The organism is Campylobacter sp. (genome assembly GCF_030528245.1).
Classification (GTDB): domain Bacteria; phylum Campylobacterota; class Campylobacteria; order Campylobacterales; family Campylobacteraceae; genus Campylobacter_D.
Window position 1 is genome coordinate 13,306 of the sequence record NZ_JAUMZG010000012.1, and the last position, 23,222, is coordinate 36,527.

Annotated in this window: 23 protein-coding genes; 15 read left to right on the forward strand and 8 right to left on the reverse strand. The window is 45.7% G+C overall.

The window, feature by feature from the left end:
* Position 1: 1 nt before the first annotated feature.
* Genes hemN through hemB form a run of 4 tightly spaced genes read right to left on the reverse strand, consistent with a single transcriptional unit; the run spans position 2 to position 3,717 of the window.
* Positions 2-1,357, reverse strand: a complete 1,356-nt coding sequence (gene hemN / locus Q4A73_RS03480; RefSeq protein ID WP_303206049.1) for an oxygen-independent coproporphyrinogen III oxidase — start codon at positions 1,355-1,357, stop codon at positions 2-4.
* Positions 1,344-1,832: a DUF2603 domain-containing protein gene (locus tag Q4A73_RS03485; RefSeq protein WP_303206050.1), complete on the reverse strand. Its 489-nt coding sequence runs from the start codon at positions 1,830-1,832 to the stop codon at positions 1,344-1,346. The genes hemN and Q4A73_RS03485 overlap by 14 nt, the downstream gene beginning before the upstream one ends.
* A 2-nt stretch (positions 1,833-1,834) precedes the next feature.
* Positions 1,835-2,737, reverse strand: coding sequence for an ornithine carbamoyltransferase (gene argF, locus Q4A73_RS03490; protein WP_303206051.1), 903 nt, complete (start codon positions 2,735-2,737; stop codon positions 1,835-1,837).
* Positions 2,734-3,717, reverse strand: a complete 984-nt coding sequence (gene hemB / locus Q4A73_RS03495) for a porphobilinogen synthase (protein WP_303206052.1) — start codon at positions 3,715-3,717, stop codon at positions 2,734-2,736. The genes argF and hemB overlap by 4 nt, the downstream gene beginning before the upstream one ends.
* A gap of 59 nt (positions 3,718-3,776) precedes the next feature.
* Between hemB and ribA the strand changes: the two genes are divergently transcribed.
* Together ribA and rsmG are read left to right on the forward strand one after the other, a co-directional pair.
* Positions 3,777-4,337 carry a GTP cyclohydrolase II gene (gene ribA, locus Q4A73_RS03500; RefSeq protein ID WP_303206053.1) on the forward strand — a complete coding sequence of 187 codons (561 nt, stop codon included), beginning with the start codon at positions 3,777-3,779 and terminating at the stop codon, positions 4,335-4,337.
* Positions 4,334-4,918 carry a 16S rRNA (guanine(527)-N(7))-methyltransferase RsmG gene (rsmG, locus tag Q4A73_RS03505; protein ID WP_303206054.1) on the forward strand — a complete coding sequence of 195 codons (585 nt, stop codon included), beginning with the start codon at positions 4,334-4,336 and terminating at the stop codon, positions 4,916-4,918. The genes ribA and rsmG overlap by 4 nt, the downstream gene beginning before the upstream one ends.
* Here rsmG and Q4A73_RS03510 read toward each other — a convergent pair.
* The 3 genes from Q4A73_RS03510 to ppk2 are packed head-to-tail and all read right to left on the reverse strand — an operon-like array spanning position 4,892 to position 8,003.
* Positions 4,892-5,938, reverse strand: coding sequence for a putative sulfate exporter family transporter (locus Q4A73_RS03510; protein WP_303206055.1), 1,047 nt, complete (start codon positions 5,936-5,938; stop codon positions 4,892-4,894). The two genes, rsmG and Q4A73_RS03510, sit on opposite strands and share 27 nt — an antisense overlap.
* A gap of 21 nt (positions 5,939-5,959) precedes the next feature.
* Positions 5,960-7,138 (reverse strand): M20 family metallopeptidase, encoded by a 1,179-nt coding sequence (locus tag Q4A73_RS03515; protein ID WP_303206056.1) that lies wholly within the window; start codon positions 7,136-7,138, stop codon positions 5,960-5,962.
* Positions 7,128-8,003 (reverse strand): polyphosphate kinase 2, encoded by an 876-nt coding sequence (gene ppk2 / locus Q4A73_RS03520; protein ID WP_303206057.1) that lies wholly within the window; start codon positions 8,001-8,003, stop codon positions 7,128-7,130. Before ppk2 ends, Q4A73_RS03515 begins: the two co-directional genes overlap by 11 nt.
* Before the next feature lie 94 nt (positions 8,004-8,097).
* On the opposite strand from ppk2, the gene dsbD reads away from it, so the two are divergent.
* The 13 genes from dsbD (at position 8,098) to Q4A73_RS03585 (ending at position 22,196) form a co-directional block, all read left to right on the forward strand.
* Entirely contained in the window at positions 8,098-9,753 is a 1,656-nt protein-coding gene (gene dsbD, locus Q4A73_RS03525) for a protein-disulfide reductase DsbD (RefSeq protein WP_303206058.1), read from the forward strand.
* Positions 9,753-11,003, forward strand: a complete 1,251-nt coding sequence (locus Q4A73_RS03530) for a DUF2972 domain-containing protein (protein WP_303206059.1) — start codon at positions 9,753-9,755, stop codon at positions 11,001-11,003. Before dsbD ends, Q4A73_RS03530 begins: the two co-directional genes overlap by 1 nt.
* Positions 11,004-11,095: 92 nt before the next feature.
* Entirely contained in the window at positions 11,096-12,562 is a 1,467-nt protein-coding gene (ccoN, locus tag Q4A73_RS03535; RefSeq protein ID WP_303206060.1) for a cytochrome-c oxidase, cbb3-type subunit I, read from the forward strand.
* 10 nt (positions 12,563-12,572) lie between these two features.
* Positions 12,573-13,238, forward strand: a complete 666-nt coding sequence (ccoO, locus tag Q4A73_RS03540) for a cytochrome-c oxidase, cbb3-type subunit II (RefSeq protein WP_303206061.1) — start codon at positions 12,573-12,575, stop codon at positions 13,236-13,238.
* Between the two features lie 4 nt (positions 13,239-13,242).
* Positions 13,243-13,506: a cytochrome c oxidase, cbb3-type, CcoQ subunit gene (locus tag Q4A73_RS03545; RefSeq protein WP_303206062.1), complete on the forward strand. Its 264-nt coding sequence runs from the start codon at positions 13,243-13,245 to the stop codon at positions 13,504-13,506.
* Positions 13,506-14,384 (forward strand): c-type cytochrome, encoded by an 879-nt coding sequence (locus tag Q4A73_RS03550; RefSeq protein WP_303206063.1) that lies wholly within the window; start codon positions 13,506-13,508, stop codon positions 14,382-14,384. Before Q4A73_RS03545 ends, Q4A73_RS03550 begins: the two co-directional genes overlap by 1 nt.
* A complete protein-coding gene (locus tag Q4A73_RS03555; RefSeq protein ID WP_303206064.1) occupies positions 14,384-14,602 on the forward strand; it encodes a DUF4006 family protein in 219 nt (72 codons plus the stop codon). Before Q4A73_RS03550 ends, Q4A73_RS03555 begins: the two co-directional genes overlap by 1 nt.
* A complete protein-coding gene (locus Q4A73_RS03560; RefSeq protein ID WP_303206065.1) occupies positions 14,599-14,700 on the forward strand; it encodes a hypothetical protein in 102 nt (33 codons plus the stop codon). Before Q4A73_RS03555 ends, Q4A73_RS03560 begins: the two co-directional genes overlap by 4 nt.
* Positions 14,697-15,278: a hypothetical protein gene (locus Q4A73_RS03565; protein WP_303206066.1), complete on the forward strand. Its 582-nt coding sequence runs from the start codon at positions 14,697-14,699 to the stop codon at positions 15,276-15,278. The genes Q4A73_RS03560 and Q4A73_RS03565 overlap by 4 nt, the downstream gene beginning before the upstream one ends.
* Positions 15,271-15,807: a FixH family protein gene (locus Q4A73_RS03570; RefSeq protein ID WP_303206067.1), complete on the forward strand. Its 537-nt coding sequence runs from the start codon at positions 15,271-15,273 to the stop codon at positions 15,805-15,807. The genes Q4A73_RS03565 and Q4A73_RS03570 overlap by 8 nt, the downstream gene beginning before the upstream one ends.
* Entirely contained in the window at positions 15,804-18,176 is a 2,373-nt protein-coding gene (locus Q4A73_RS03575) for a PD-(D/E)XK nuclease family protein (protein WP_303206068.1), read from the forward strand. The genes Q4A73_RS03570 and Q4A73_RS03575 overlap by 4 nt, the downstream gene beginning before the upstream one ends.
* Positions 18,173-20,899, forward strand: a complete 2,727-nt coding sequence (locus Q4A73_RS03580; protein WP_303206069.1) for a RecB-like helicase — start codon at positions 18,173-18,175, stop codon at positions 20,897-20,899. The genes Q4A73_RS03575 and Q4A73_RS03580 overlap by 4 nt, the downstream gene beginning before the upstream one ends.
* A 10-nt stretch (positions 20,900-20,909) precedes the next feature.
* Complete coding sequence (locus Q4A73_RS03585) at positions 20,910-22,196, forward strand: adenine-specific methyltransferase EcoRI family protein (RefSeq protein ID WP_303206070.1); 1,287 nt, start codon at positions 20,910-20,912, stop codon at positions 22,194-22,196.
* A 79-nt stretch (positions 22,197-22,275) separates the two neighbouring features.
* Here Q4A73_RS03585 and Q4A73_RS03590 read toward each other — a convergent pair whose 3' ends face one another.
* On the reverse strand, positions 22,276-23,211 hold the full coding sequence (locus tag Q4A73_RS03590) for an FAD-dependent oxidoreductase (protein WP_303206071.1): 936 nt from the start codon (positions 23,209-23,211) through the stop codon (positions 22,276-22,278).
* Between the last annotated feature and the right edge of the window lie 11 nt (positions 23,212-23,222).

Below are 23,222 nucleotides of genomic sequence, written 5' to 3' on the forward strand. Positions count from 1 at the left end.
GCTAGACCGTTTTGGAGAAGACTTTTTTTTCTGCGTCAATGTTTTTAAGGTAGGCATCAAAGCACATCGCGATGTTTCTGATGAGCAAGATGCCCGTTTCATTGACCCTCAAAACACCCCCATCAAGGCTAAAGAATTTTTCATACTCCCTCAAATCCTCCAAAGCCTCCCTAAAATAATCCTTAAAAACAATGCCAAATTCTCGCTCAATCTGCCCAATATCCAGTCTGAAATTCGCCATCAAAGCCATGATCACAGCCTTTCTTAGCCTATCATCCTCGCTCAAAAAAACCCCTCTCTCAAGCGGCAAAACCCCCCTATCCAGGCACTCCTCATAGCTTCGCATGTCCTTGAAATTTTGCGCGTAGTGGCGCTCACCCTCGCCGATGCTTGTAAGCCCCACGCCGATCAAATCCGCGCCCTTTTTGGTCGTGTAGCCTTGAAAATTACGATGCAGGGTGTTGTTTTGCAGGGCTTTAAAAAGCGCATCATCCTCCTTAGCAAAGTGATCCATCCCTATCATTTTGTAGCCGTTTTGACTTAAAAATTTCTCGCAAAATTCTAAAATTTCAAGTTTCACTTCAGGGCTTGGCAGGGTGTTTTCATCAAGCTTTCGCATATTTTTTTTCAGCCAGGGCACATGGGCGTAGTTGAAGATAGCAAGGCGATCAGGATCCAGCAAAAGAGCCTTTTCTAGGGTCTGCCTGAAGCTTTCTAGGCTCTGGTAAGGGAGGCCGTAAATGAGGTCTATATTCACAGAGGCGATGCCAGCGCCCCTCACCAGCTCCAAGGCCGCTTTTGTTAGCTTGAAGGGTTGAATTCTATGCACGGCCCTTTGCACCCGCTCGTCAAAATCCTGCACGCCAAAACTGATGCGATTGAAGCCATTTTGCGCCAGAATTTGCACCTGATCTTCGTTTAAAAAGCGCGGATCGATCTCACAGCTTAACTCAGCTTTTGTGTCAAAATGCGCAAAAACGCTCTTGATTTTAGCGATCAAATCCCCAAGCTCAACGGCGCTAAAAAAGGTCGGCGTCCCCCCGCCAAAGTGCATTTGCACGACCCTTCTTTGAGTATTGATGATGCCCGATAAAAGCTCAAGTTCCTTGAAAAGATAATGCAAGTAGCGGGTTTTTTTCTCCTCTTTTGCAGTGTAGATGACATTACAGCCGCAAAAATAGCACGCACTGCGGCAAAAGGGCAGGTGAAAATACAAAGAAAGCTCTTTTTCGCTATTTTTCAGGGCGGACAAATACTCCTCGTAACTGAAAGTGGGGCTAAATTCCACAGCGGTGGGGTAGGAAGTGTAGCGGGGGCCGGCTTTGCAATACCTAGCGAAGGCCTTATAATCTCTCATTTTCCCTCATTTTCTGCACGACAGACTCCACATCGACGAATAGATTGGGGTGCTCTTTTTTAAGCTCTTTTACTAGCTTGTCAAGATCCAAACCTGCCTCCAAAAAGCCCTCCTTGCCGAGGCGCTTTATCGCATCCATCGCCACAGCCCAGGCGTCATTAAAATCAAGAGGCACCTGCTGATAGAGAGCCTTTTCAAGGCGCAGTTCAAAATTATCCCTTTGAATTTTTTTCAGGCTTTCTAGCAAATTGGTGAGGGTTTTTAGGGGGATCATCGTGTGAATTTTATCCTCTTCATCGATGACAAACCACGGATGAGCGCCGTTAAAATCGCCATTTTTAAGTCGCAAGATTTTCTCATCCTCTTTTTGCCCATGCTCCAGCTCAAGGATGACCTGCGCGTCCTTTTTCAGCCCTAAATTTTGACCAAATTCGTCGATGTTTTTTAGATGATGGTTGTATTTTTTTAGTCTCATTTTTATCCTTTAGCGTTTTGTAAAAAGCAAAGCAGGGCCTTGACGACAAAAAGGCGATTCCTAGCCTCCTCAAAAATCACCCCGCTATGCCTCTCAAAGCTCTCCTCGCTCACCTCATAGCCCCTATAAGCGGGGAGGCAGTGTAGCAAAATCGCTCCCGACTTTGCCGCCCTCATCGCCTCCTCATCAATGATAAAGCCCTGAAAATCTTTGATTTTCTGCTCTTTTTGCCCTTCCTCGCCCATAGAAATCCAAGTGTCGGTTATCACGACCTCTTTGTCTTTGATGGCCTTGAATTTATCGTGGCCAAGATGGATTTTTGCCCCGCTTTTTTGCGCACTTTTCTGGGCAAATTCCCAAATTTCAGGCAAAATTTTATAGCCCTCAGGCAAAGCAATACTAAGCTCAAAGCCAAGGATCGAAGCGGCAATGAGCCAAGAATTGCACACATTATTACCATCGCCCACGAAGGCGACCTTGCCCGCTTTGCCGCATTCTTTAAGCGTGAGCAGGTCCCCTAAAATTTGCGTGGGATGATACAGGTCGCTCAGGGCGTTGATGACGGGGGCACTGGAGTGGCGGGCAAATTCCTCCAAACTCTCCTGCCTGTGCACCCTAAGCGCTACAAAATCCACCATTTGCCCGATGACCCTCGCCGTATCCTTAAGCGGCTCACCCCGCTCAAGCTGCAGGTCCCTAGCGCTCAAAAACAGGCTCCGCCCCCCAAGCTCACTCATCCCCAGCTCAAAGGCAAGCCTCGTGCGCGTGGAATTTTTCTCAAAAATCATCGCTAAAGTTTTATCGGGCAGGAGCTTTTGCGGGTTTTTCTTAAGCCCTGCGGCGTGGGTGATGAGGTCCAAAATTTCCTCGCGGCTAAAATCCCTCAAGCTCAAAAAATGCCTCATCGCCCCGCCCCCAAAAGCACGGCTAGCTCCTTAGCGTGGTAGGTGATGATGAGCTTTGCCCCCGCCCTTTTGAAGGCGATCATGTTCTCATAAAGCACGCTTTCATAGTCTATCACGCCCGCTTTTGCCGCCGCTTTTAGCATGGCGTACTCTCCGCTGACATTATAGACGCACAGGGGCAAATTTGAGGCTAGGCTCAGGTCTTTAACCACATCCAAATAGGCAAGGGCGGGCTTTATCATCAAAATATCCGCCCCTTGCGCGGCGTCTTCTAGGCTCTCTCTTAGGGCTTCCCTGCCGTTGTGAAAGTCCATTTGATAGCCCTTTCTATCGCCAAAGCTAGGACTCGAGCCCGCCGCGTCCCTAAAGGGCCCATAATAACCTGAGGCAAATTTCGTAGAATAGGCCATCAGGGGTAAATTCTCAAAGCCCGCCGCGTCCAAATTTTGGCGCAAATGATGAATGATGCCATCCATCATCCCGCTGGGTGCGATCATATCCACGCCCGCTCTTGCGTGGATGAGGGCCTGCTGGGCGGAAATTTCTAGGGTGGCGTCATTGTCGACGCTTTGAGTTTGGGGGTTGAGTATGCCGCAGTGTCCGTGCTGGGTGTATTCACAAAAGCACAAATCGCTGATGATAAAAAGCTCGGGCACTTCTTGCTTGATGGCCTTGATGGTCCGTGCTATCAAGCCCTGCTCATCCAAGGCCTCACTGCCGCAGTCGTCCTTTTTGCTCTCCGCAACCACGCCGAATAAAATAACGGCTCTAAGTCCCAAACGGGCGAGTTCTTGGCATTCTTTTAAAAGCACATCAGGGCTCATTTGAAAAACGGCTGGCATGGAGGGAATTTCTCTTTTGACGCCCTCACCCTCCACGACAAAAAGCGGATAGATCAAATCCTCAAGCGCCAAAGTGCTCTCTCGCATCATCGCTCTAATGTTTTCACCGCTTCTTAATCTTCTGAGTCTTTTAAACATCAATTTGTCCTTTTTCGCTAGAATTCCCATTTTAACACAAAAAGGTTTAAGAGTTTTCTATGCAGGTTCAAATTTCACAAATTGCGAATTTACCCAGCAAATGGGGGGAATTTCAAATCCAAAGTTTCAAAGAGGGCGAAAAAGAGCATCTTTGTATTTTTAAAAATTTGCCGCAGGATGTTGTGAATTTAAGAATTCACTCAGAATGCCTAACGGGCGATAGTCTGGGCAGCCTTAAGTGCGATTGCGGGGCGCAGCTAGCCTTTGCTTTAAACTACATCCAAGAGCATGGCGGGATGGTCATTTACCTCAAGCAAGAGGGCAGGAACATCGGGCTTTTCAACAAGGTCAACGCCTACGCCCTGCAAGATAAGGGTCGCGACACCATTGAGGCCAATGTGGAGCTTGGTTTTGGAGCCGATGAGCGCAGCTATGAAATCGTAGAATTCATCCTCGATTACTATCAAATTTCAAGGGTGAATTTGCTCACAAACAACCCTAAAAAGCTTGATTTTTTGAAAGACAAAATCCACTCTCGCATCCCCATCATCGTGGGGCTCAACCCTCACAATGAGGCCTACATCAGGGTCAAGCAAAATCAAATGGGGCACTTGGAGTGAGGCTTGAGCTTTTGCCCCGTTTTGACGCGGCCGCCTTTGCGGACAGGGTGAGGATTTATAAGGATTTGCTCACTCGTTTTAACGCCGTGCATAATCTTACGAATTTTAAGGACATTGAGGCCAATATCAACGACAGCGTTGGCATTTTAAATTTCGCAGATTTTAGCGGAGCTGGGAGGATCGTGGATGTGGGCTCTGGGGCGGGCTTTCCGGCGATTTTTTTGGCCTTTTTGCTAAAGAGCGAGTTTTATCTTTTCGAGCCCAATCCCAAAAAAGCCGCCTTTTTGAGGATGGTCAAAATCGAATGCGCCCTGAAAAACACTCACATCATCAAGGAAAAAATTCAAGCCTACAAGGCTGATTTTAAGGCCGATATCATCACTTCAAGAGCCCTGATGCGCGTGCGGGATTTGATGCGAATTTGCCTGCATTTGAGCGGGGAGGACACTATTTTTGCCCTTTACAAGGGAAGCGGAGCCCATGATGAAATGCAGGGTCTGCAAAACTATCAAATTTTTGAAAAGGGGCTTAGAAAATACTGCGTTTTCAAGGCCTCAATGCAAAATTCCACCGAAGGCTAGGGTCAGAAAATAGCCCCCAAAAACCAAAATCAAAGCTAGGCTCAAGGCCAGTCCCAAAACCCTCACTCCGCCCTGCATGAATTGCTTGAGATTAAGCTGCAAACCTAAGGCCGTCATGGCGATCACAAGGCAATACAAACAAAGCTCCCTTAAAAATGCGATCAATCTCGCGCTTTCTAGGCCGCAAAATTCCTCCTTTTGCGCCACAAAACTGTGCAAAAAAATGCACGCCAAAAAGGCGAAAGCGAAATAGGGGATGGTGAGCTTTTTGCCCGGCTGCTTGTCCGCGAGCAAAAGGGGCACGAGGAGTAAAAAAGGCACGAGCAAGATCACGCGCATCATCTTGATGATGAGAGCTAGATTGGCGCCGCTTTGTGAAAAACCGCTCACCATAGAGCTAGCGCCCACGACATTGGCCACCTCGTGCAGGGTCGCGCCCATAAAAATTCCCAAGGCGTTTTCATCAAGGTCCCTCAAAAGATCAAACGAGAACAAAAGCGGATACAAAAACATCAAAATGAGTCCAAAAATCACCACCGAGCCCACGGCCAAAATGCCCTTCATGGGCTCGCTTTTGAGGCAAGACTCCAAAGCCAAAACCGCTGCCGCGCCGCAAATGGCACTGCCCGCTCCCACAAGCATCGCGCTTTCTTTATCCAGCCTGAAAAATTTCACACCCAAAAATAAGGCCGCCCCAAACACGCAAACGATGACGATTGAGGCAAGAGCAAAGCCCCAAATTCCCACGCTTAAAAGCTCATTAACGCTGACGTTAAAGCCGTATAGGATGATGCCCAGTCGTAGGATTTTTTTCGCACCAAAATGCACGCCCGGCTTTAAAATTTTTTCATGCTTGAAAAAGAGGGGTGCAAAACACATACCAAGCACGATAGCAAAGGCACTTGAGCCGATTTGAGTGCTTGCTTTAAGCCCCTCAGCAAGAAAGATGGCCAAAAAACCAATCAAAGCCGTAAAAACAAGGCCCTTGGAAATGGAACAAACAGGGGATAAAAATTTCAAAAATAAAAAACTACCATAAAATCAATCGTGCAAAAATTCCAAAGCCATCAAGGCGTCCCCTTGCATCAGGACCTTTAAATTTTCATCATCCCAGCAAAAGGTGCTGCTATGATGTCTGGTAGGATTTTTCAAGTCCTTAGAAATTCCCACAAAAATGTAAGCCCCCTTCCTCGCCTGCGTGAGGTAGGCAAAGTCCTCCGCTCCCATTGTGGGTTTAGCATCGCTTATCACATTGTCCTCGCCCAAAACCTTCGCAAAGGCCCTCCTTGCAAGCAGAGCCATTTTCGCGTCATTGATGAGGGGCGGGTATTGCTTTTTGTAATCAAGCCTATAATCCCCGCCAAATTCCAAAGCCACAGCCTTGGCAGTTTTTTCAATCGTATCGCACAGAAGATCCTGAGTTTTCTCGTTTAAAAAGCGCACCGTCCCGCTTAAAAACGCCTTTTCTGGGATGACATTAAAGGCCGTCCCTGCGTGGAGTGAGCCCACGGTTATCACCCCCGCATCCACAGGACTGAGTCGCCTTGAGACGCCACATTGCACATCACTGATGAATTTCGCCGCCATCACGATGGGATCTATCGTAGTGTGAGGATGCGCGCCGTGTCCGCCCCTGCCGATGAATTCTAGGTCAAATACATCCACCCCCGCCATCATCTCTCCGCTCATGATTTGCGCCGTATTTTCCAGACCCTCACCCCACAAATGACAGCCAAAAACCGCATCCACCTTAGGATTTTCCAAAATCCCCGCCTCTATCATGGGCTTGGCTCCCCCACTGCCCTCCTCGGCGGGCTGGAACATAAATTTAATCGTCCCTGAAAATTCCTCCCGCAGCTCGTTTAAGATCAGCAGGGCTCCCATCAGTCCCGCACTGTGCCCATCGTGCCCACAGGCGTGCATCTTGCCCGCTATCCTTGAAGCGTAGCTAAGTCCCGTTTCCTCCTGCACGGGCAGGGCGTCCATATCGGCGCGAAGGAGGACGCAGGGACCCTCTTTTTTGCCCTGAATTTGAGCCAAAATTCCCGTTTTGGCGATGTTTCTTTCATACTTTATGCCATACTCGTCCAAGATGGCGCAGAGTAAATTTGCGGTGTTTTCCTCTTCAAATTCCAGCTCGGGATGCATGTGGATTTGATGTCTAAGCTCGACGATTTTTGGAAAATATTTCTGCGCTAAGGCCTCAACTCTATCTTTCATCTTCTACCTCCTGACTTATGTTTTCGTTTTCTGAATTGGCGATGTCCTTATTTTTGCCCGCACCCGCTTCCATTTTGAAAATTTCAGCCTCCCCGCTCCGCACAAGCCCTTCATCAATCCTAGCAAATTTCCCATCCTTTTTGCCCGGATACTCCACCTGTGAGAGTATGAAGCGGATTAAATTCAACCTCGCTTGCTTTTTGTCATTGGAGTCGATGATGGTCCAGGGGCAGGTTTCTGTGTTGGAGGAGAGGAGCATGGAGTATTTGGCTATGGTGTATTTGTCCCACAACTCCTGCGATTTTTGATCGATGGGTGAGAGTTTGTATTGCTTGAGGGGGTTTTTCATCCGCTCTTTGAAGCGCTTTCTTTGCTGCTCTTTGGACACGGAGAGGTAAATTTTCAAAAGCATCACCCCGCTCTTAAAAAGCATGTGCTCAAAAAGCGGCACCTCTCTCAAAAACTGCTCATGCTGCTCAGGCGTGCAAAAGCCCATCACATACTCCACGCCCGCCCTATTATACCATGAGCGGTCGAAGATGACGATTTCACCCGCCGAGGGGAGGTGATTGACATAGCGCTGGAAATACCACTGCGTCTGCTCCACGACATTGGGCTTTGAGAGGGCGACCACGCGGCAGCCTCTGGGATTGAGGTGCTCGGTAAGCCTCTTGATGCTTCCTCCTTTCCCCGCCCCATCGCGTCCCTCTAGGATGATGAGGACCTTAAGCCCTTGTGCCTTGACGTGGTTTTGAAATTTTAAAAGCTCGATTTGAAGCTGCTCCAAATCTTTCTCATACTTTAGAGTGCTTTTTTTGACCTTGACTTTGGTGTATTCTTCTTGGATTTTGTTTTCCTTAGCCATCGCTCGTCCTTATGGTTGATTTGTCCAAAATTTACCACAATAAAATACAATTTTGGTAAAGATCATCACAAATTTCATCGCCTCAAGGAAAAATGTGCGCATCGTTTTTTTCTTATTTTTGTTGTTCCACACCTCCCTCGCGCAGAGCCTCAAAGAGCCGCTCACGCTGGATTTTTACCCCAGTGAGCAGGGCATCGTTTTGCGTTTTAATCTTGCTGATGAAATTTTCCTCTACCGCGACCGACTGAAGCTAAAACTAGGCGCCCAGGACTTAAGCGATCTGCTTTCCTACCCTGCGCCGCAGTTTTGGGGGGATGAGGAGGGCTATTTTGATGCTTTGGATTTGGTGCTTCCTAGACCCCTTTTGGATGCGTATTTTAGCCCCCGGTCTGTGCTGGAACTTTCTTATCAAGCCTGTTCAAAGTCAGGCCTTTGCTATGCCCCGCAGTTTTTGAATTTTTCCCTGCAAAAAGCGGACAAATTCTACACCCTAAGCCCCCTAGCGCAGCATTCAAAAAGCCAAGAGTCCCGCATCCAGTCCCTGCTGGAAAACGAAAGCCTCCCCCTCATCGTGCCAAGCTTCTTTTTTTACGGACTCTTGCTCTCACTCACTCCCTGCACCCTGCCGATGATCCCCATTTTATCCTCCATCATCATCGCAAAAGGCGGCGGGATGGGCAAAAAAAGGGCCTTTTTTCTCTCCCTCATCTATGTGTTTTTCATGGCCCTAGCCTACGCCCTAGCGGGGGTGGGGGCCAGTTTTTTAGGATTTGGCCTGCAGGCCTTTTTGCAAAAACCCATCGTCTTGAGCCTCTTTGCCCTCATCTTCGTCCTCTTTGCCATCCTGTGTTTTAGGGATTTTGGCCCCGTCTTGCCGGCAAAATTCCAAGCCCTCATCCAAAGCAGGAGTCACAGGGGCAGGGGCGTTCTTAGCGTGGCTTTGATGGGCTTTTTTTCCGCACTCATCATAGGCCCCTGCATCGCCGCACCTCTAGCAGGCGCCCTGCTTTACATCGCTAGCTCAAAAGACGCCCTATTGGGAGGGCTTGCACTTTTTGTGATGGGCTGGGGTATGGGGACGCCTTTGCTTTTTGTGGGATTGGGGCTTGGTTTTTTGAGGCCTGGGGACTGGATGGGCGGGGTGAGAGTGCTTTTTGGCTTCATCCTGCTAGGCTTGGCGCTTTGGATGCTTTCTCGTTTTGTGCGGGGGGATTATATCTTGCTCGCTTATGGAATTTTGGGGGTGTTTTTTGTCGTTTTTATGGGGCTTTTTGAGGGGGCCTGCAGCAGGATGCAAAAATTTAAAAAGGCCTTTTTGATCTTGGTTTTGGCTTACAGTTTGGCGCTTTTTGTGGGGGGGCTTTGCGGAGCAAAATCCTTTTCCAATCCCCTAAATTTCGCCAAGAAATCAAAAGAAAACTTGGTTTTTGAGAATTCGCAAAATCTGGCTACAATTTGGGAAAAAATCAAAAACGAAGAAAGGGTTTTGCTCTATTTTACGGCCTCTTGGTGCGTGTATTGTGGGCTTTTGGACGTGGAATTTTTTGATGATGAAAGGGTGAGTGCAGCCTTGGTGGATTATGAAAAAATCAAGATCGATTTGAGTGAAAATGGGGCCTTGCAGGCTAAAATCATGCAGGAATTTCAAGTCTTCGCCCCGCCTGTGCTTATTTTTTTTGAAAGGGGCAGACAGAGGGAGAAAATCACAGGCTACATAAGAGCCGATGAATTTTTGGAGAAAGGCTTATGATGGATCAAGATTTGGCATCGCTCTTTTCTATTCATCCTACCTTTGAGGAAATTTTTAAAAAGCATCCCAGCTTCGTCGAAGAAAATTTATCCACTATCAAAAATTGGCTTTCAAGTGAAGAATTTAAGAAAAAATATCGTTTCCACCCATATCCTCCCTTACTCCCTCCTCAGAGCGTGGATTACACAAAATTTTCTGGTGAGCTTGTTTTAGATTTGAATTTACCCCTGCCTCAAAATTATGATTTTATTCTACTTTTTGCAAGTTCTGTTGGTTGTGATGCTATGCAGCTCTACCTTAGAGACTGTGGAATTTGCATTAATCCTTTAGAGTCTATAATGCACATAAAAGACTATATTGATGGCTTGATGGAGCTTTTGTTAACTCCTAGTTCTGCTCCTAAATGCCTTTTTGTTTCTACAAGGTGCGATGGTGATTTTGGAAAAATTCTTCATCTCATTGACAAAAAAGTTCCTTGTTTTTTTGTCGTTCGTGATTTTGTTAGCATTTTAAAAAGTTCGTTAAATCACATTGACACGGTAGCCTCTAAAGCAAGTTATAGAACTAGAAATCTCAATCTTGATACCCAAGCATATTTTGAGCAACCGAAATTTTTGTTTCATCATATAACTGATCTTGAAGAATTGTTAGATGAAAGTAATGTTAAATTTTTATTTCAAATAGCTTCTCGGCTTGAGATTTTAAAACCTAACAAAACTATAGCTATAGATTTTAAAATGCTGCAAACAAGGGCTTATGAGCTCTTTTATGAGCTCGGTTTTATGCCCACTAATAAAGCTTTATTTGCTTCTAAAATAAACAGCTATCACCTTCATTTTCTTCCCGCAGTTTTACATGCTAATGGGATAGAAATCCATATCCTTCACATCAAACATTTTGCATTTCAAACGGAACTTATTGATGTGAGTGCAGAATTTTTAGATGAAATTGTGTTTAAAGAACTCATTTTGGCGATGAGAAAAGAAGATTTTAAAAACTTAGATAAAGCCATATGTAAAAAAATAAAAAAATATTTCAAACAGTATATTAAAGGCTTACAGGCTAAAATTTCTCAACATAACAATTTCACTGAGAAGGACATCGTTCAATTTTTACACCATGCTCCAAAACTCAAAGAAAGATTTCTTGAAATCATGGCTAAAGACGCTCTTTATTTGCAGCAAAATCACAACGAAATTTTTTCTCAATTTATATATTATCAAGCTCTAAATTCCTCAAAAACTCCATAAAATTCTAACATTGCAAAAAATCAAAATTTTAAGAAAAATCCAAAAATATTATTCTATAATTTTCGCAAATTCACACAACACAAGGAGAGTTGATGCACCCGGGCAAAGCATTAAATTACGACTACACAGTGGCAAAATACTTCATGTTTGCGACTCTATTATTTGGCATCGTGGGTATGGCCATAGGCACACTGATAGCCTTTCAGTTGGCCTATCCTGATTTGAATTACATAGCTGGAGAATACGCCACTTTCTCGCGCTTAAGGCCTCTACACACCTCGGGCGTCATTTTTGGCTTCATGCTCTCGGGGATTTGGGCGACTTGGTATTACATCGGTCAAAGGGTGCTTAAGGTATCCATGGCGGAGTCCGGCTTTTTGATGGCCGTGGGAAAACTTCATTTTTGGCTTTATATGCTGACGATGACTTTGGCGGTTATCACTCTATTTTTGGGCGTTAGCACCTCTAAAGAGTATGCCGAGCTGGAGTGGCCCTTGGATATTCTTGTTGTTTTGGTGTGGGTTCTTTGGGGCGTGAGTATTTTTGGACTTGTAGGGATTCGCCGTGAAAAAACGCTCTACATTTCGCTTTGGTATTACATAGCCACTTTCTTGGGCATCGCCATGCTTTATCTTTTCAATAATATGTCCGTGCCGACCTACTTCGTTGCAGGGTTGGGGAACTGGTGGCATAGCGTTTCTATGTATGCAGGCACCAACGATGCTCTGGTGCAGTGGTGGTATGGACACAATGCGGTGGCTTTCGTCTTTACGGTGGGGATTATTGCGCAAATTTATTATTTTCTTCCTAAAGAAAGCGGCCAGCCGATTTTCTCTTATAAGCTTTCTTTGTTTGCATTTTGGGGTCTGATGTTCGTTTATCTTTGGGCCGGTGGCCACCATCTTATCTACTCAACCGTGCCTGATTGGATGCAAACTATGGGCTCTGTATTCTCGGTGGTTTTAATCCTGCCTTCTTGGGGCTCAGCGATTAATATTTTGCTAACGATGAGGGGCGAGTGGAGTCAGCTAAGGGAAAGCCCGCTCATTAAATTTATGATTTTAGCCTCGACTTTTTACATGTTTTCAACCCTAGAAGGCCCCATTCTCTCCATCAAATCCGTAAACGCCTTAGCGCATTTTACCGACTGGATTCCCGGGCATGTCCATGATGGCACACTTGGCTGGGTGGGCTTCATGACCATGGCAGCACTTTATCATATGACTCCTAGAATTTTCAAAAGAGAGCTTCACTCCAAAAGTCTTATGGAGGCTCAGTTTTGGGTGCAAACTACGGGCATAGTGCTTTATTTTTCATCGATGTGGATAGCGGGCATCACGCAAGGCATGATGTGGAGAGCGACCGATGAGTATGGGAATTTACTTTACAGCTTCATCGATACGGTTGTGGCTATTGTGCCTTATTACTGGATCAGGGCTGTGGGAGGGTTGTTGTATTTGATAGGATTTTTCATGTTCGCTTACAATATTTACAAATCAGTCAGTTGCGGAAGAGTGCTCGATAAAGAGCCAAAAAGCGCTTCGCCTATGGCAGCATAAGGGAGAGAAAATGTTTGCTTGGTTAGAAAAAAATCCATTCTTTTTCGCTGTGGCGGTTTTTGTTGTCATTGCTTATGCGGGCATTGTTGAGGTTTTGCCAGATTTTGCAAATAATGCTAGGCCGCTTGAAAGCAAAAAACCCTATTCTGTTTTGGAGCTTGCGGGAAGGGCGGTTTATATTAAAGATAGCTGCAACGCCTGCCATTCTCAGCTCATCCGCCCCTTCAAGGCAGAAACCGACCGCTATGGGATGTATTCTGTCAGTGGGGAATTTGCCTACGATAGACCCTTTCTTTGGGGCTCAAAACGAACGGGGCCTGATTTAGCGCGCGTGGGGAATTATAGAACGACCGATTGGCATGAAAATCACATGTGGGATCCGATTTCTGTCGTGCCCGATTCCATCATGCCAGCCTATAAGCATATGTTTGATAAGAAGGCCGACATTGAAACCGCCTACGCAGAGGCTCTAACCGTGAAAAAGGTTTTCAATATGCCTTATGATACCGAAAACGGCACGAAGCTTGGCACTTGGGAGGAGGCGCAAGCGGAGGTTAAGGCACAGGCCGCCCTCATCGTAGAGCAGATGAAAAATCAGGAAGTTAAGGCTGCCTTTGAGCGGGGTGAGATTAAAGAAATAGTCGCCCTGATAGCCTATCTCAATAGCCTGAAGTGAAGCGATGCAAGATTTGCAAATTTTTTTCAGTGTTGTGGGACAGATTTTGAGTCTTGATGTGTCGGAAGTTACGAAATACCAGTGGAAAATTTTTCAAGGCTATGGTTTTTTTATCCTCATTGTTTTTTTGGTTGTGGTTTTATATGCGTATTGGTTTCATCTTTACGAAAGCGAAAAAAAGGGCGAGAAGGATTATGAAAAATATGCCAATCTAGCCCTAGAAGATGGAATCGATGATGGTATTTTAGAAAAGAAAAGGAGTGCTTGATGCAGTGGTTAAATTTACAAGATAATGTCAATCTTTTATCTTTCATCGGTGCTGTTTTAATCATCCTCATTACCCTCATTGTCGTGGCTAGGATGTTCAAGCAAATGAAAGAAAAAAAAGAGGACTCCGAGCTCAGTGAACACAACTGGGACGATATAGGCGAGTATAAAAATCCCGTCCCCGTAGGCTGGGCTGTGGTATTTTTTCTCACCATTGTGTGGGCGATTTGGTATTTTTTATGGGGCTATCCGCTCAATTCCTACTCAAGAATCGGCGAGTATAATGAAGAAGTGGCCGCGCATTCGGCTAAATTTGAAGAAAAATTTAAGAATTTGTCCCCAGAGGATAAAAGGGCGATGGGCGAGAATTTATTTTTGGTGCAATGCTCTCAATGCCACGGCATCACAGCAGACGGGATGAGCGGCAAGGCACAGGATTTAAACATTTGGGGTTCTGAAGAGGGACTTGTGAGCGTGATCACTAAGGGCTCTAAGGGCATGAATTATCCCATGGGAGAGATGGCTGCGGCTGCGGATTTAGGATTGAGCGAGGAGGACATACCTGCCCTTGCTGCCTATGTGGCTAAGGAAATTTCAGCCATCAAGCAAACCGATAATGAAAATTTGGTTGCGAGGGGCAAGGAGCTTTTCGCCACTTGCGCGGCTTGTCATGGCGAGGATGGTACGGGTATGATTGAGGGCGAGGTAATGGCGCCTAATTTGACAAAATACGGCTCTGCAGACTTTGTGGTTGAGGTGCTCAACAGAGGCAAAAACGGGGCCATCGGCTCCATGCCTCAGTTTGATAGCAATATTTTAAACGATATTCAAAAACAAGCCGTTGGCGAATATGTGATTTCTCTTTCAAGGAGTGAGTGATGGAAAATACAAATCGCTGCGTTTTTTCTCTGTCGGGAGTGACGGGGATGCTCATAGCGACCGTTTTGTTGATAGCCATTTTGGTTGCCCTTACGATTTGGGGCATTCGGGTGCAGCAGGAAGTGATGCAAAAGCCCTACACGCTCGAAAACGCTCAAAGCATCAAAATGAAAGGTTCTAAGATGCAAGATCATGTGATCGTAAAGGATGTGCCATGAATAAAACACTTGAAGCTTTGATTATCATCGGTTTGATCATTACAGCCGTGATCACAGCCTGGTCCGTTTTAAGCGCTAACCATCTAAATATAGGATGAGGATAAAAATTTTGGATGGCCTTTTTGCCATCTTTTTGTTTTTGCCCCTGCGAATTTTTGCCTCAAATTTTGTCGTTTTTGACGAAAACATCCTCAATGAAAAGGTCAAAAACGAAATCAAGCTCATCGGCAGTGAAATTTACGATAAAACGGGCATCTTTGTAGGTGTGGCCATAGGCGATGCGACCCCCTTTGAAATTTTACTCACAAAGCAAAAAGAACTCCCCCCTCCCTACATCCTGCTCGCACTTTCCAGATCCTCACACAAAGTGGACATAGTCGGCACAAAGGATGCCCTAGCCTTTTTTGATAGAGAAGCGGTTCTAAGCCCCTTTGCGGGCACGGGGACGATATTGCCCATTCTTGCCTCACAAAAGGGTGACATTTACAACGCAGCGATCCTAAACGGCTATGGCGATATTTGCGATCGATTGGCGCGGTATTTTCATCTGGATTTAGAGCACTCCATAGGCAATGCCAATCGCGACACGCTCAACATCATGCGCATCCTACTTTACGGTTTCATTTGCTTTGCCCTGCTTTATTTTTTTCAACGAAGGAGAAAAATTCGTGCCTAAAAAAAAGACCTTTTGGCCCTATGGCATCGTGCTTTCTATTTTGGCCATTGTCGCAGCTTGCGTGGCGACCATTATTTTTGCAAGCCAGTATCCCGTTTATGAGGATGATAGCTTTTTTTTGTCCTATCAAGAAGTTAAAGACGATTACGACAAGATCGAGCTCAAACAAGAAAATTTTGAAAAAAATTTTTCTCTGAGGCTTGAGGATAAGGGACTTGAAAGGCGATTGATCGACACAAAGCGCAAAAGAGAGGCCTATGTTTTAAACGACTCAAATCTTACCCTCATCCTAGCCAAGCAGCAGGGAGGTGGGTTTGATTTTAAGGATCTCAATCTAACCGTCAAGCTTACGCGCCCGCATACAAGCGAGGACGATGTATTTTTGCAGGGCTTGGGGGAGCAAACGGCGATGGGCATGCTTTATTCTTTCATCCTGCCCCCCCTGACTAAGGGCAGATGGCAGCTTAAGGTTAAGGCAGAAAACGAGCAAATTTTAGGCTTTAAAAGCTTTGAATTTTTTGTGCCATGAGAGCGCACATTTTCAGCTCCAAAAGAAGGCTAAAACTCTACTACGAAGAGGCTAAAAAAAGCGATGCTTTGATGGATTGCGCTCTAGAAGTGGGGGATTTTTTGGAGCGCGTTTGCTGGGTGGAGGGATGCAGGGCGAATGATTATGAGCGCCTACTTTTGATGCGAAAGGCCTGCAAACAGAGCAAGGATTTGGAGGAGAAGCTTGGAATTTCTGCGGATTTTTTCGCCTTTTTAAAAAACAACCACTACCTTTTTTCTTTTTTTCGCGAGCTTGTTACAGAGCGCAAAAGCATCAAGGACTTGCAAAATAGCGATTATTATGCCAGCTACAATGAGCATTTGGAAATTTTGGATCGAGTTTTTCAAAACTATCTGCGCTTTTTGAGGGAGGCGGGGCTTTATGATGAGCTTTCTTTGCCTCTTTCTTATAAGCTTGATGAGGATTTTTTGGACGAATTTGAAGGCTTCGTTTATCATTTGGATGGCTTTTTGAGCGGCTTTGAGCTTACCTTACTGGCGCAAATTGCCACGCGCAAAGAGCTCATTTTATGCTTTAAGACGAGCAAATTCAACGAGGACTATCTTCAAAATTCGCCCATTTTATCGTTTTTTAAGCCTTGCAGAGATTGTGCCTATGAGATAGACCTTCACAGGGGTATGATTTTGAAGCAAACCCCCATTTCATCACGCCCCTTGGGCATCAAGGTGCGTTCTTTTGAGCTTAGAATCCTGCAAGTGGCCTTTGTTTTGGATGAAATTTCGCGTTTTGTCAAAGAGGGCATAAGCCCAGAAAACATCGTCCTCATCACGCCTGATGAGAGTTTTTGTGAGCTTTTGAGGCTTTATGATGGGGATAAAAATTTAAACCACGCCAGCGGCATCAGCATTAAAGAGAGCCTATTTTACCAGCGTTTGAGAGCTTTATACGAGAGCGCTAGGCTTGAGAGCTTTAGTTTTTATGCGGGGGAGGATTATTTTGCAGGCGAGGATAGAATTTTTGACCTGCACAACACTCTGCTGCATCATTTCGGGCTTGATTTTGAGGATTTTAAGCAAAAATTTGAAGAAAAATGCGATTGGGATGCCTTTGAGGCCCTCATCCGCACCTTGCTTAAAGATGAAAAACAAGAACTTCAGCACTTCATTGAGGAGCAGTTTTACCACATCAAATCCCTGCTTGAAAATCAAAGCTTGAAATTCAAAGAGCTTTTGGAGCTTTTTTTCATACAAATTCGCCCCTTCAAGCAAAGCAGTGTCGGCGGCGGCAAGGTAACGGCCATGGGGATTTTGGAGAGTAGGGGGCTTGGTTTTGAGGGCGTGATCGTCGTGGATTTTAATGAGGACTTGATCCCCCAAAGAAGCGTCAATGAAATGTTTTTGAACAACGAAGTGCGGAAAAAAGCAGGGCTTATCAGCTGTGAAAATCGCGACAATTTGCAAAGATTTTACTACGAGCAATTGTTCAAAGGCGCCAAAAAAGTCAGCATTTCTTATGTGGAAAATGAAGAAAAAACCGCCTCGCGCTTCTTGCAGGATTTGGATTTTGCTTTTGATTTTGAGGCGGAATTCAGCGACAGGGCCTATTTGAACTCCCTAAGGCCAAGCTACAAAATCACAAGGCCAGACCTAGCCCCCATCCCCGCGCCGCGCCTTAGGCATGATCTCTTTGCAAAACCCCTTTCCTACACGCGTTTGAGGACCTTTTTGGAGCAAAAGCGCAGCTATTTTTACCGCTATATTTTGAACTTAAAAGAGCCCCGCGCCCTAAATTTCACGCAAGGGGGCAAGGACTTGGGAAATTTCATCCATAAAATTTTAGAGCAGTACTACAGGCAAAATTCAGCCCCCATTGATGAGAAAATTTTCACGCCCCTTCTAGAAAAAGAGGCGCGAAAAGCGGGGATTGACAGGCTTGAGCTTGAAATTTTAAAGCTGCGATTTCAAGCCCTTGCCAAGAGCGAGGCCGAGCATTTTGCGCGGGGCTATGCGCCCGTGTATTTGGAGGCGGCGTTTGAAAGCAAACTCACATGCTTGGGCAAAGAAATCAAGCTTGTGGGCAAAATCGACCGCATCGATCGCGGCAAACTGGGCTATCTCATCATCGATTACAAGAGCGGCAAGCTTGATGCATCGTATCAGTTGGCCTTTTATGAGCTTCTTTTGCGCGGGGCGTTGAAGAGGGAGGACATCATCCAAGCGCAGTTTTATGATTTAAATCGCGCCGCGCTCACAAGGGGCAAAAGTAGGGGCGTGGGGGAGCTTTTAAAAGCGCTCGAGGGCTTGGTGGGGCAGAGCGAGGTGGTGTTTGAAAACAAAAACGCGCAATATTGTCCCTACAAACTCCTCTATGAAAAGGGGCTAAAATGAGCAAATTTGAGCCCTATTTGGCTCTAGAGGCTAGCGCTGGCAGCGGCAAGACCTTCGCTCTGAGTGTGCGTTTTGTGGCTTTGATTTTAAGGGGGGCGAAGATCAACGAAATTCTAGCCCTGACCTTCACCAAAAAAGCCGCCAACGAAATGCAAAAAAGGGTCATAGAAAATTTTTTAAGCTTTGAAAAAAAGGAAGCCGAGCTTAGAGCACTTTGCGAGCTTTTGGGAGAGGAGGAAGGCGCCCTTGTGGCCCTAAGGGACGCAAGGCGGGAGGAATTTTTGCGCCAAAGGCTTAAAATTCACACCTTTGATTCTTTTTTCGTGCAAATTTTGCGCGCCTTCGCCCTAAATGTGGGCCTGATGAGCGATTTTGAGACGAGTGAAAACAGCGCCGATTTGAGGGCGATCTTTGTCAAGCTTTTGGACGATGAGGCCTTGAGGGATGTGGCGCGCTATGTTTTAAGCTTTGATAAAAATTTCTTGCAAGAGCTTGAAATTCTTTACAACAATGCCTATTTCAAAGAGCCCACGAACCCCAAAACGCCAAGCGATGCCTCCCTAAAACGAATTTACGAGGGGCTTAGAATTTACTGCCTTGGGCTTGAAAACAAACATTTGCACGCCAATTTTAAAAGCGAGAATTTGGACCTTGAGGAATTTTTAAAAAAGCCCTTCATGGAGAAATTTGAAACGACAAAATATTTGCAAAGCCTAAACGATGAGGATCCCATTTTTGCGGGCAAAAGGAGGGAATTTTTGCAGGCTTTAAGCGCCTATGCTAGGGAGTGCGGAGAATTTAAGCTTTCCAAGCTTCTTTGCTGGCTGGGGGTTTTTTTTGAGGCGAAAAAGCGCATTCATCAGGAGCAAAATTGCCTCAGCTTTTCCGATGTGAGCCGCAGGGTTTTGCAACTGAGCCAAAGTGAGCTGCGCGATATGATTTATTTCAGGCTTGATGGTCGCATCAGTCATCTTTTGGTGGATGAATTTCAAGATACCAATGTCGTGCAGTATGAAATTTTAAAGCCCATCATCGCCGAGCTTGTGAGCGGTGAGGGAGTGAGGAGCAAGCGGAGCTTTTTTTATGTGGGCGATAAAAAGCAGAGCATTTATGCCTTTCGCCAGAGCAAGAAGGAGTTGTTTGATTTTTTGCAAATGCGATTTGGGCAAATCAAGCGCCAAAGCCTAGATACCAATTACCGCAGCCGTTTTCACTTGGTGGATTTCATCAACCGCACCTTTGAGGGCCGGTATGAAAATTTTCTCCCCCAAAGGCCTCATGAGGGCAAAAATGGAGGCCTTGTCCGCATCGTAAGCTCAAAAGAGCAAGAAAGCGAAGAAATCAAGCACCACACCCTCATAGCCCTGAGGGAGCAGGTGGAATTTTTACACGAAAATGGCGTTGCTTATGAGGATATTTGCATTCTGTGCTGGAAAAACAATGACGCGGATATGATTTTGGACTTTTTAAAGGGGCTTCAAATCCCCGCCTTCACCCAGAGTAATATTTTGCTTGAAAATAAGGCCAATGTGAGGGCGGTGCTAGAATACGCTAAATTCTGCATCTTTGGCGATGCGTTTTATGCGCATTTTATTGAGAATTTGCTCGGTTTTTCTCCGCCGAGATTGCGGCTTGATTTATCGCGCTCTGCGGCCGAGTGCGTTGTGTATTTGGCGCGAAAATTGCGGCTTGATTTGAGCGATGTGGGTTTGCTTCAGTTTGTGGAGTATGCCAGGGGCAGGGAGAATTTCGCTGAGCTTTTGTTTTCTCCCTGTCCGCTTAAAATCAAAAGTGAGCGAAGCTTTGGGATAAGCATCATGACCGTGCATAAGTCCAAGGGGCTGGAATTTGAAAATGTCATCGTGCTGGATAATCTGTCGCAGGTTAAAAATGATGGGGGTAAAATTCTGCTTGATTATGATTTTGCTTCGGGTTGGGAGCTTCAGATCAAGGATAAAAAAAGAGCACTGGGGCGCGATCCCGATTATATGGCCTTTATGGAGAGGATGGAGAGGATGGAGATGGAGGATGACCTCAACAAACTCTATGTCGCCCTCACCCGCGCAAAATCCGCCCTCATCATCATCAAAAGGAACGCGCAATGCGTCACGGAAAACAATTTCAGCTATTTTAACGGCGGCTATTTGTTTTTATCCCCTCAGGAAATCGGCGAGCTTTCTAGGCCTGAATCGAGGCCAAGTGGTGGGAATTTGTCGCTTAAGGATAGCTTAGAGCCGCGCGTGAAAATCCCACCCCAAGAGCTTGAAGCGCAGAGTTTTGAGACGGGTCGGGGGGTGCATTTTGGAAACGCTTTTCACTTTTGTATGCAAAATTTAAAGCTTCCAAGGGGGGAAAATTTAGAAAATGTCAAGCAAAGGACAAGGGACAAATTCCGCCATTTTTTAAGCGAAGGCGAATTTGAAGCGCTTTTTAAAAGGGTGGAAAATTTACTGCAAAATGAGGAATTTCAAGCCCTTTTGCGGGGTAAAAGGCTTTTAAAGGAGCAGAATTTGAGCTTTGAGGGGAGGCTGCAGAGGCTTGATTTGTTAGCGCTTGATGAGGAGGAGGCGGTGATTGTTGATTACAAAACGGGGCTCGTGCAGGAGGGGCACGGGGAGCAGGTGGGGTTTTACAAAAAAGCCGTTGGCGCAATTCTGGCGAAAAAAACGAGGGCCTTTTTGGTGTATTGTTTAGAAAACGGGATTAAAATTTTGGAAAATTGATGGGACAATGATGAAGCAATACCTTTACGTCGCGCAGGGAAATTTAGAGCCGAGCAAGTGCAAAATCGGCATCACAAACGACCTCAAACGCCGCCTGAAAGAATACAACGGCGCAACGGGAATTTCCGCTGAAAATTCGTATAGCTATCTTTTTGCCGCTGAGGTGAGCGATATGAGGGCCTTGGAGCAGGATATTAAAAATAAATTTCCCTATTTGAGAGAGCTGGAAAAGAGAGAAATTTATTTTTACAACCCGAGCCTGTTTGAGATGTATGTGTCTTTCATATGGGCCAGTCCGTATTTTATTAAAAAAGTTACTTTCAAAGGGGATAAAAAGTCTAACATCATCAAGCCAAAAACACAACCCACTATGGAAGAAAGGGGCATAGAGCAAAGAATTGATATTTTAAATCGAGCAAAAAGAGTAAAAGATGATGAATTTTACACGCGTATGGAGGATATAGAAGCGGAATTTGCTATGTATCCTACTAAGATATGGAAAGATAAAGTCGTTTTTTGCAACTGCGATGATGCGGTGGGAGAAAGGCGCGATTATGCGGATACTTCGGCCTTTGCTTTGTATTTTTTGAGGCATTTTTTTAGACTCAAGATCAAAAAGCTCATTTGCACGCATTACGGAGGAGCGGTGGATTTGTTTAATGCCAAAACGGGAGCGAAGGGCTATATCTTTACCAAAGATGGTGCAACAGAGATGTATGATATGCCAGATAATTATACAGGAAGTTTTGACTCCGAAATTTCTCTTAAAATTTTAAATGAGGAAGCGGACATCGTCTGCACTAACCCCCCTTTTTCAAGGGCGGCGGATTACTGGAAAGTGTTAATAAAAAGTAAGAAAAAATTTATCGTCATCTCAAATATTACAAATTGTATCACCCCCTCTTTTATCCCTTATTTTGCAGATAAAAAAGCGTGGGCGGGTTACACAAGAGTGGATTGGTATTTAAATCCTAAACGCATTCCCGTGCAAGCAGCAGGGCATTTTTTCACAAATTTCCCCATTAAAGACCGCCCAGCCATTAAACGCCTTAAATTTGTGCCTTTAAATGAAATCCCTGATGTATATCAACAATATGATGATAGCGGCACACTTTTAGTGGATAATAGCTATATACCAAATGATTATGATAGACCCTTTGCTGTTTCTACAAGGCAAATTTTAAATGGAGTTTTGGAGTGTGGTTATAGCATTGTTTTAAAAGCACAATATTTTCCCTACATTGAAGGTAAGAAAAAATTCGCCAGAGTGCTAATCCAAAAAATCAAGCAGCCTTAAGCCTCACGCAAGTGGATTGGCCTATCCTTCAAAACTCGCACAAATTTCATCGCGCCAGAAAGAGGGCGGCACGGGAAAATCACAACCCCTCCACATAGGCTATCGCGCTAAGAGCCGCTATCGCCCCGTCCCCTGCGGCGCAAATGACCTGCTTGGGCGCATCCTTTCGCAAGTCCCCCGCTGCAAAGAGTCCGGGCACACTCGTCTGCATCTTCAGATCAACGCTCACCTGCCCCCCCTGCTCTATCTCGCACAAAAATGAGCCGTCATTTTGCCTCAAAATTTCATTACGCACATCAAGCCCTACAAAGGTAAAAATCCCCGGCACCTTCAAATCACGCAGCGAGCCATCCCTGAGCCTGACCCTCACGCCCAAAACCCCGCTCGCATCGCCATAAACCTCATCCACGCTAGCGCTGGTTATGCGCTCGATTTTTTCGTTTTTTTTGACCTTTTCGCTCGTGCTGGGAGCGGCTCTAAATTTATCACGGCGATGGATGAGATAGACCCTAGCGCAGATATTGGCCAAAAATAAGGCCTCTTCAAGTGCCGTATCGCCGCCGCCCAAAACGGCCACTTCTTTATTTTTGTAAAAAAACCCATCGCAGGTGGCACAGGTGCTAACTCCCCTGCCAAAAAATTCCTCCTCGCCCCTAAAACCAGCCCTGCGCGGGGCCGAACCCGTGCAAACGATGACCGCTTTTGCGCCTTGACTTTGTCCGCCCTCAAGCTGGATGGTGAAGGCATTGTCCGCATTTTTTTCTACCCTTTCAACCCCTACCATCTCGTGCCTTAGCCCGAAGCGCATACACTGCTCACTCCAAGGCGCCATAAAAGAAATTCCATCCATCACCTTGGCCACGCCGGGGTAATTTTCTATCTCCGAGCTGGAGGTGATTTGACCGCCGGGCATACCCCTTTCAAACATCACGACATTTTTCAAACCCCCACGAGTCGCGTAAAGTCCCGCACTAAGACCCGCAGGACCCCCGCCAATGATCGCTAAATCCAACATGAAAATTCCTT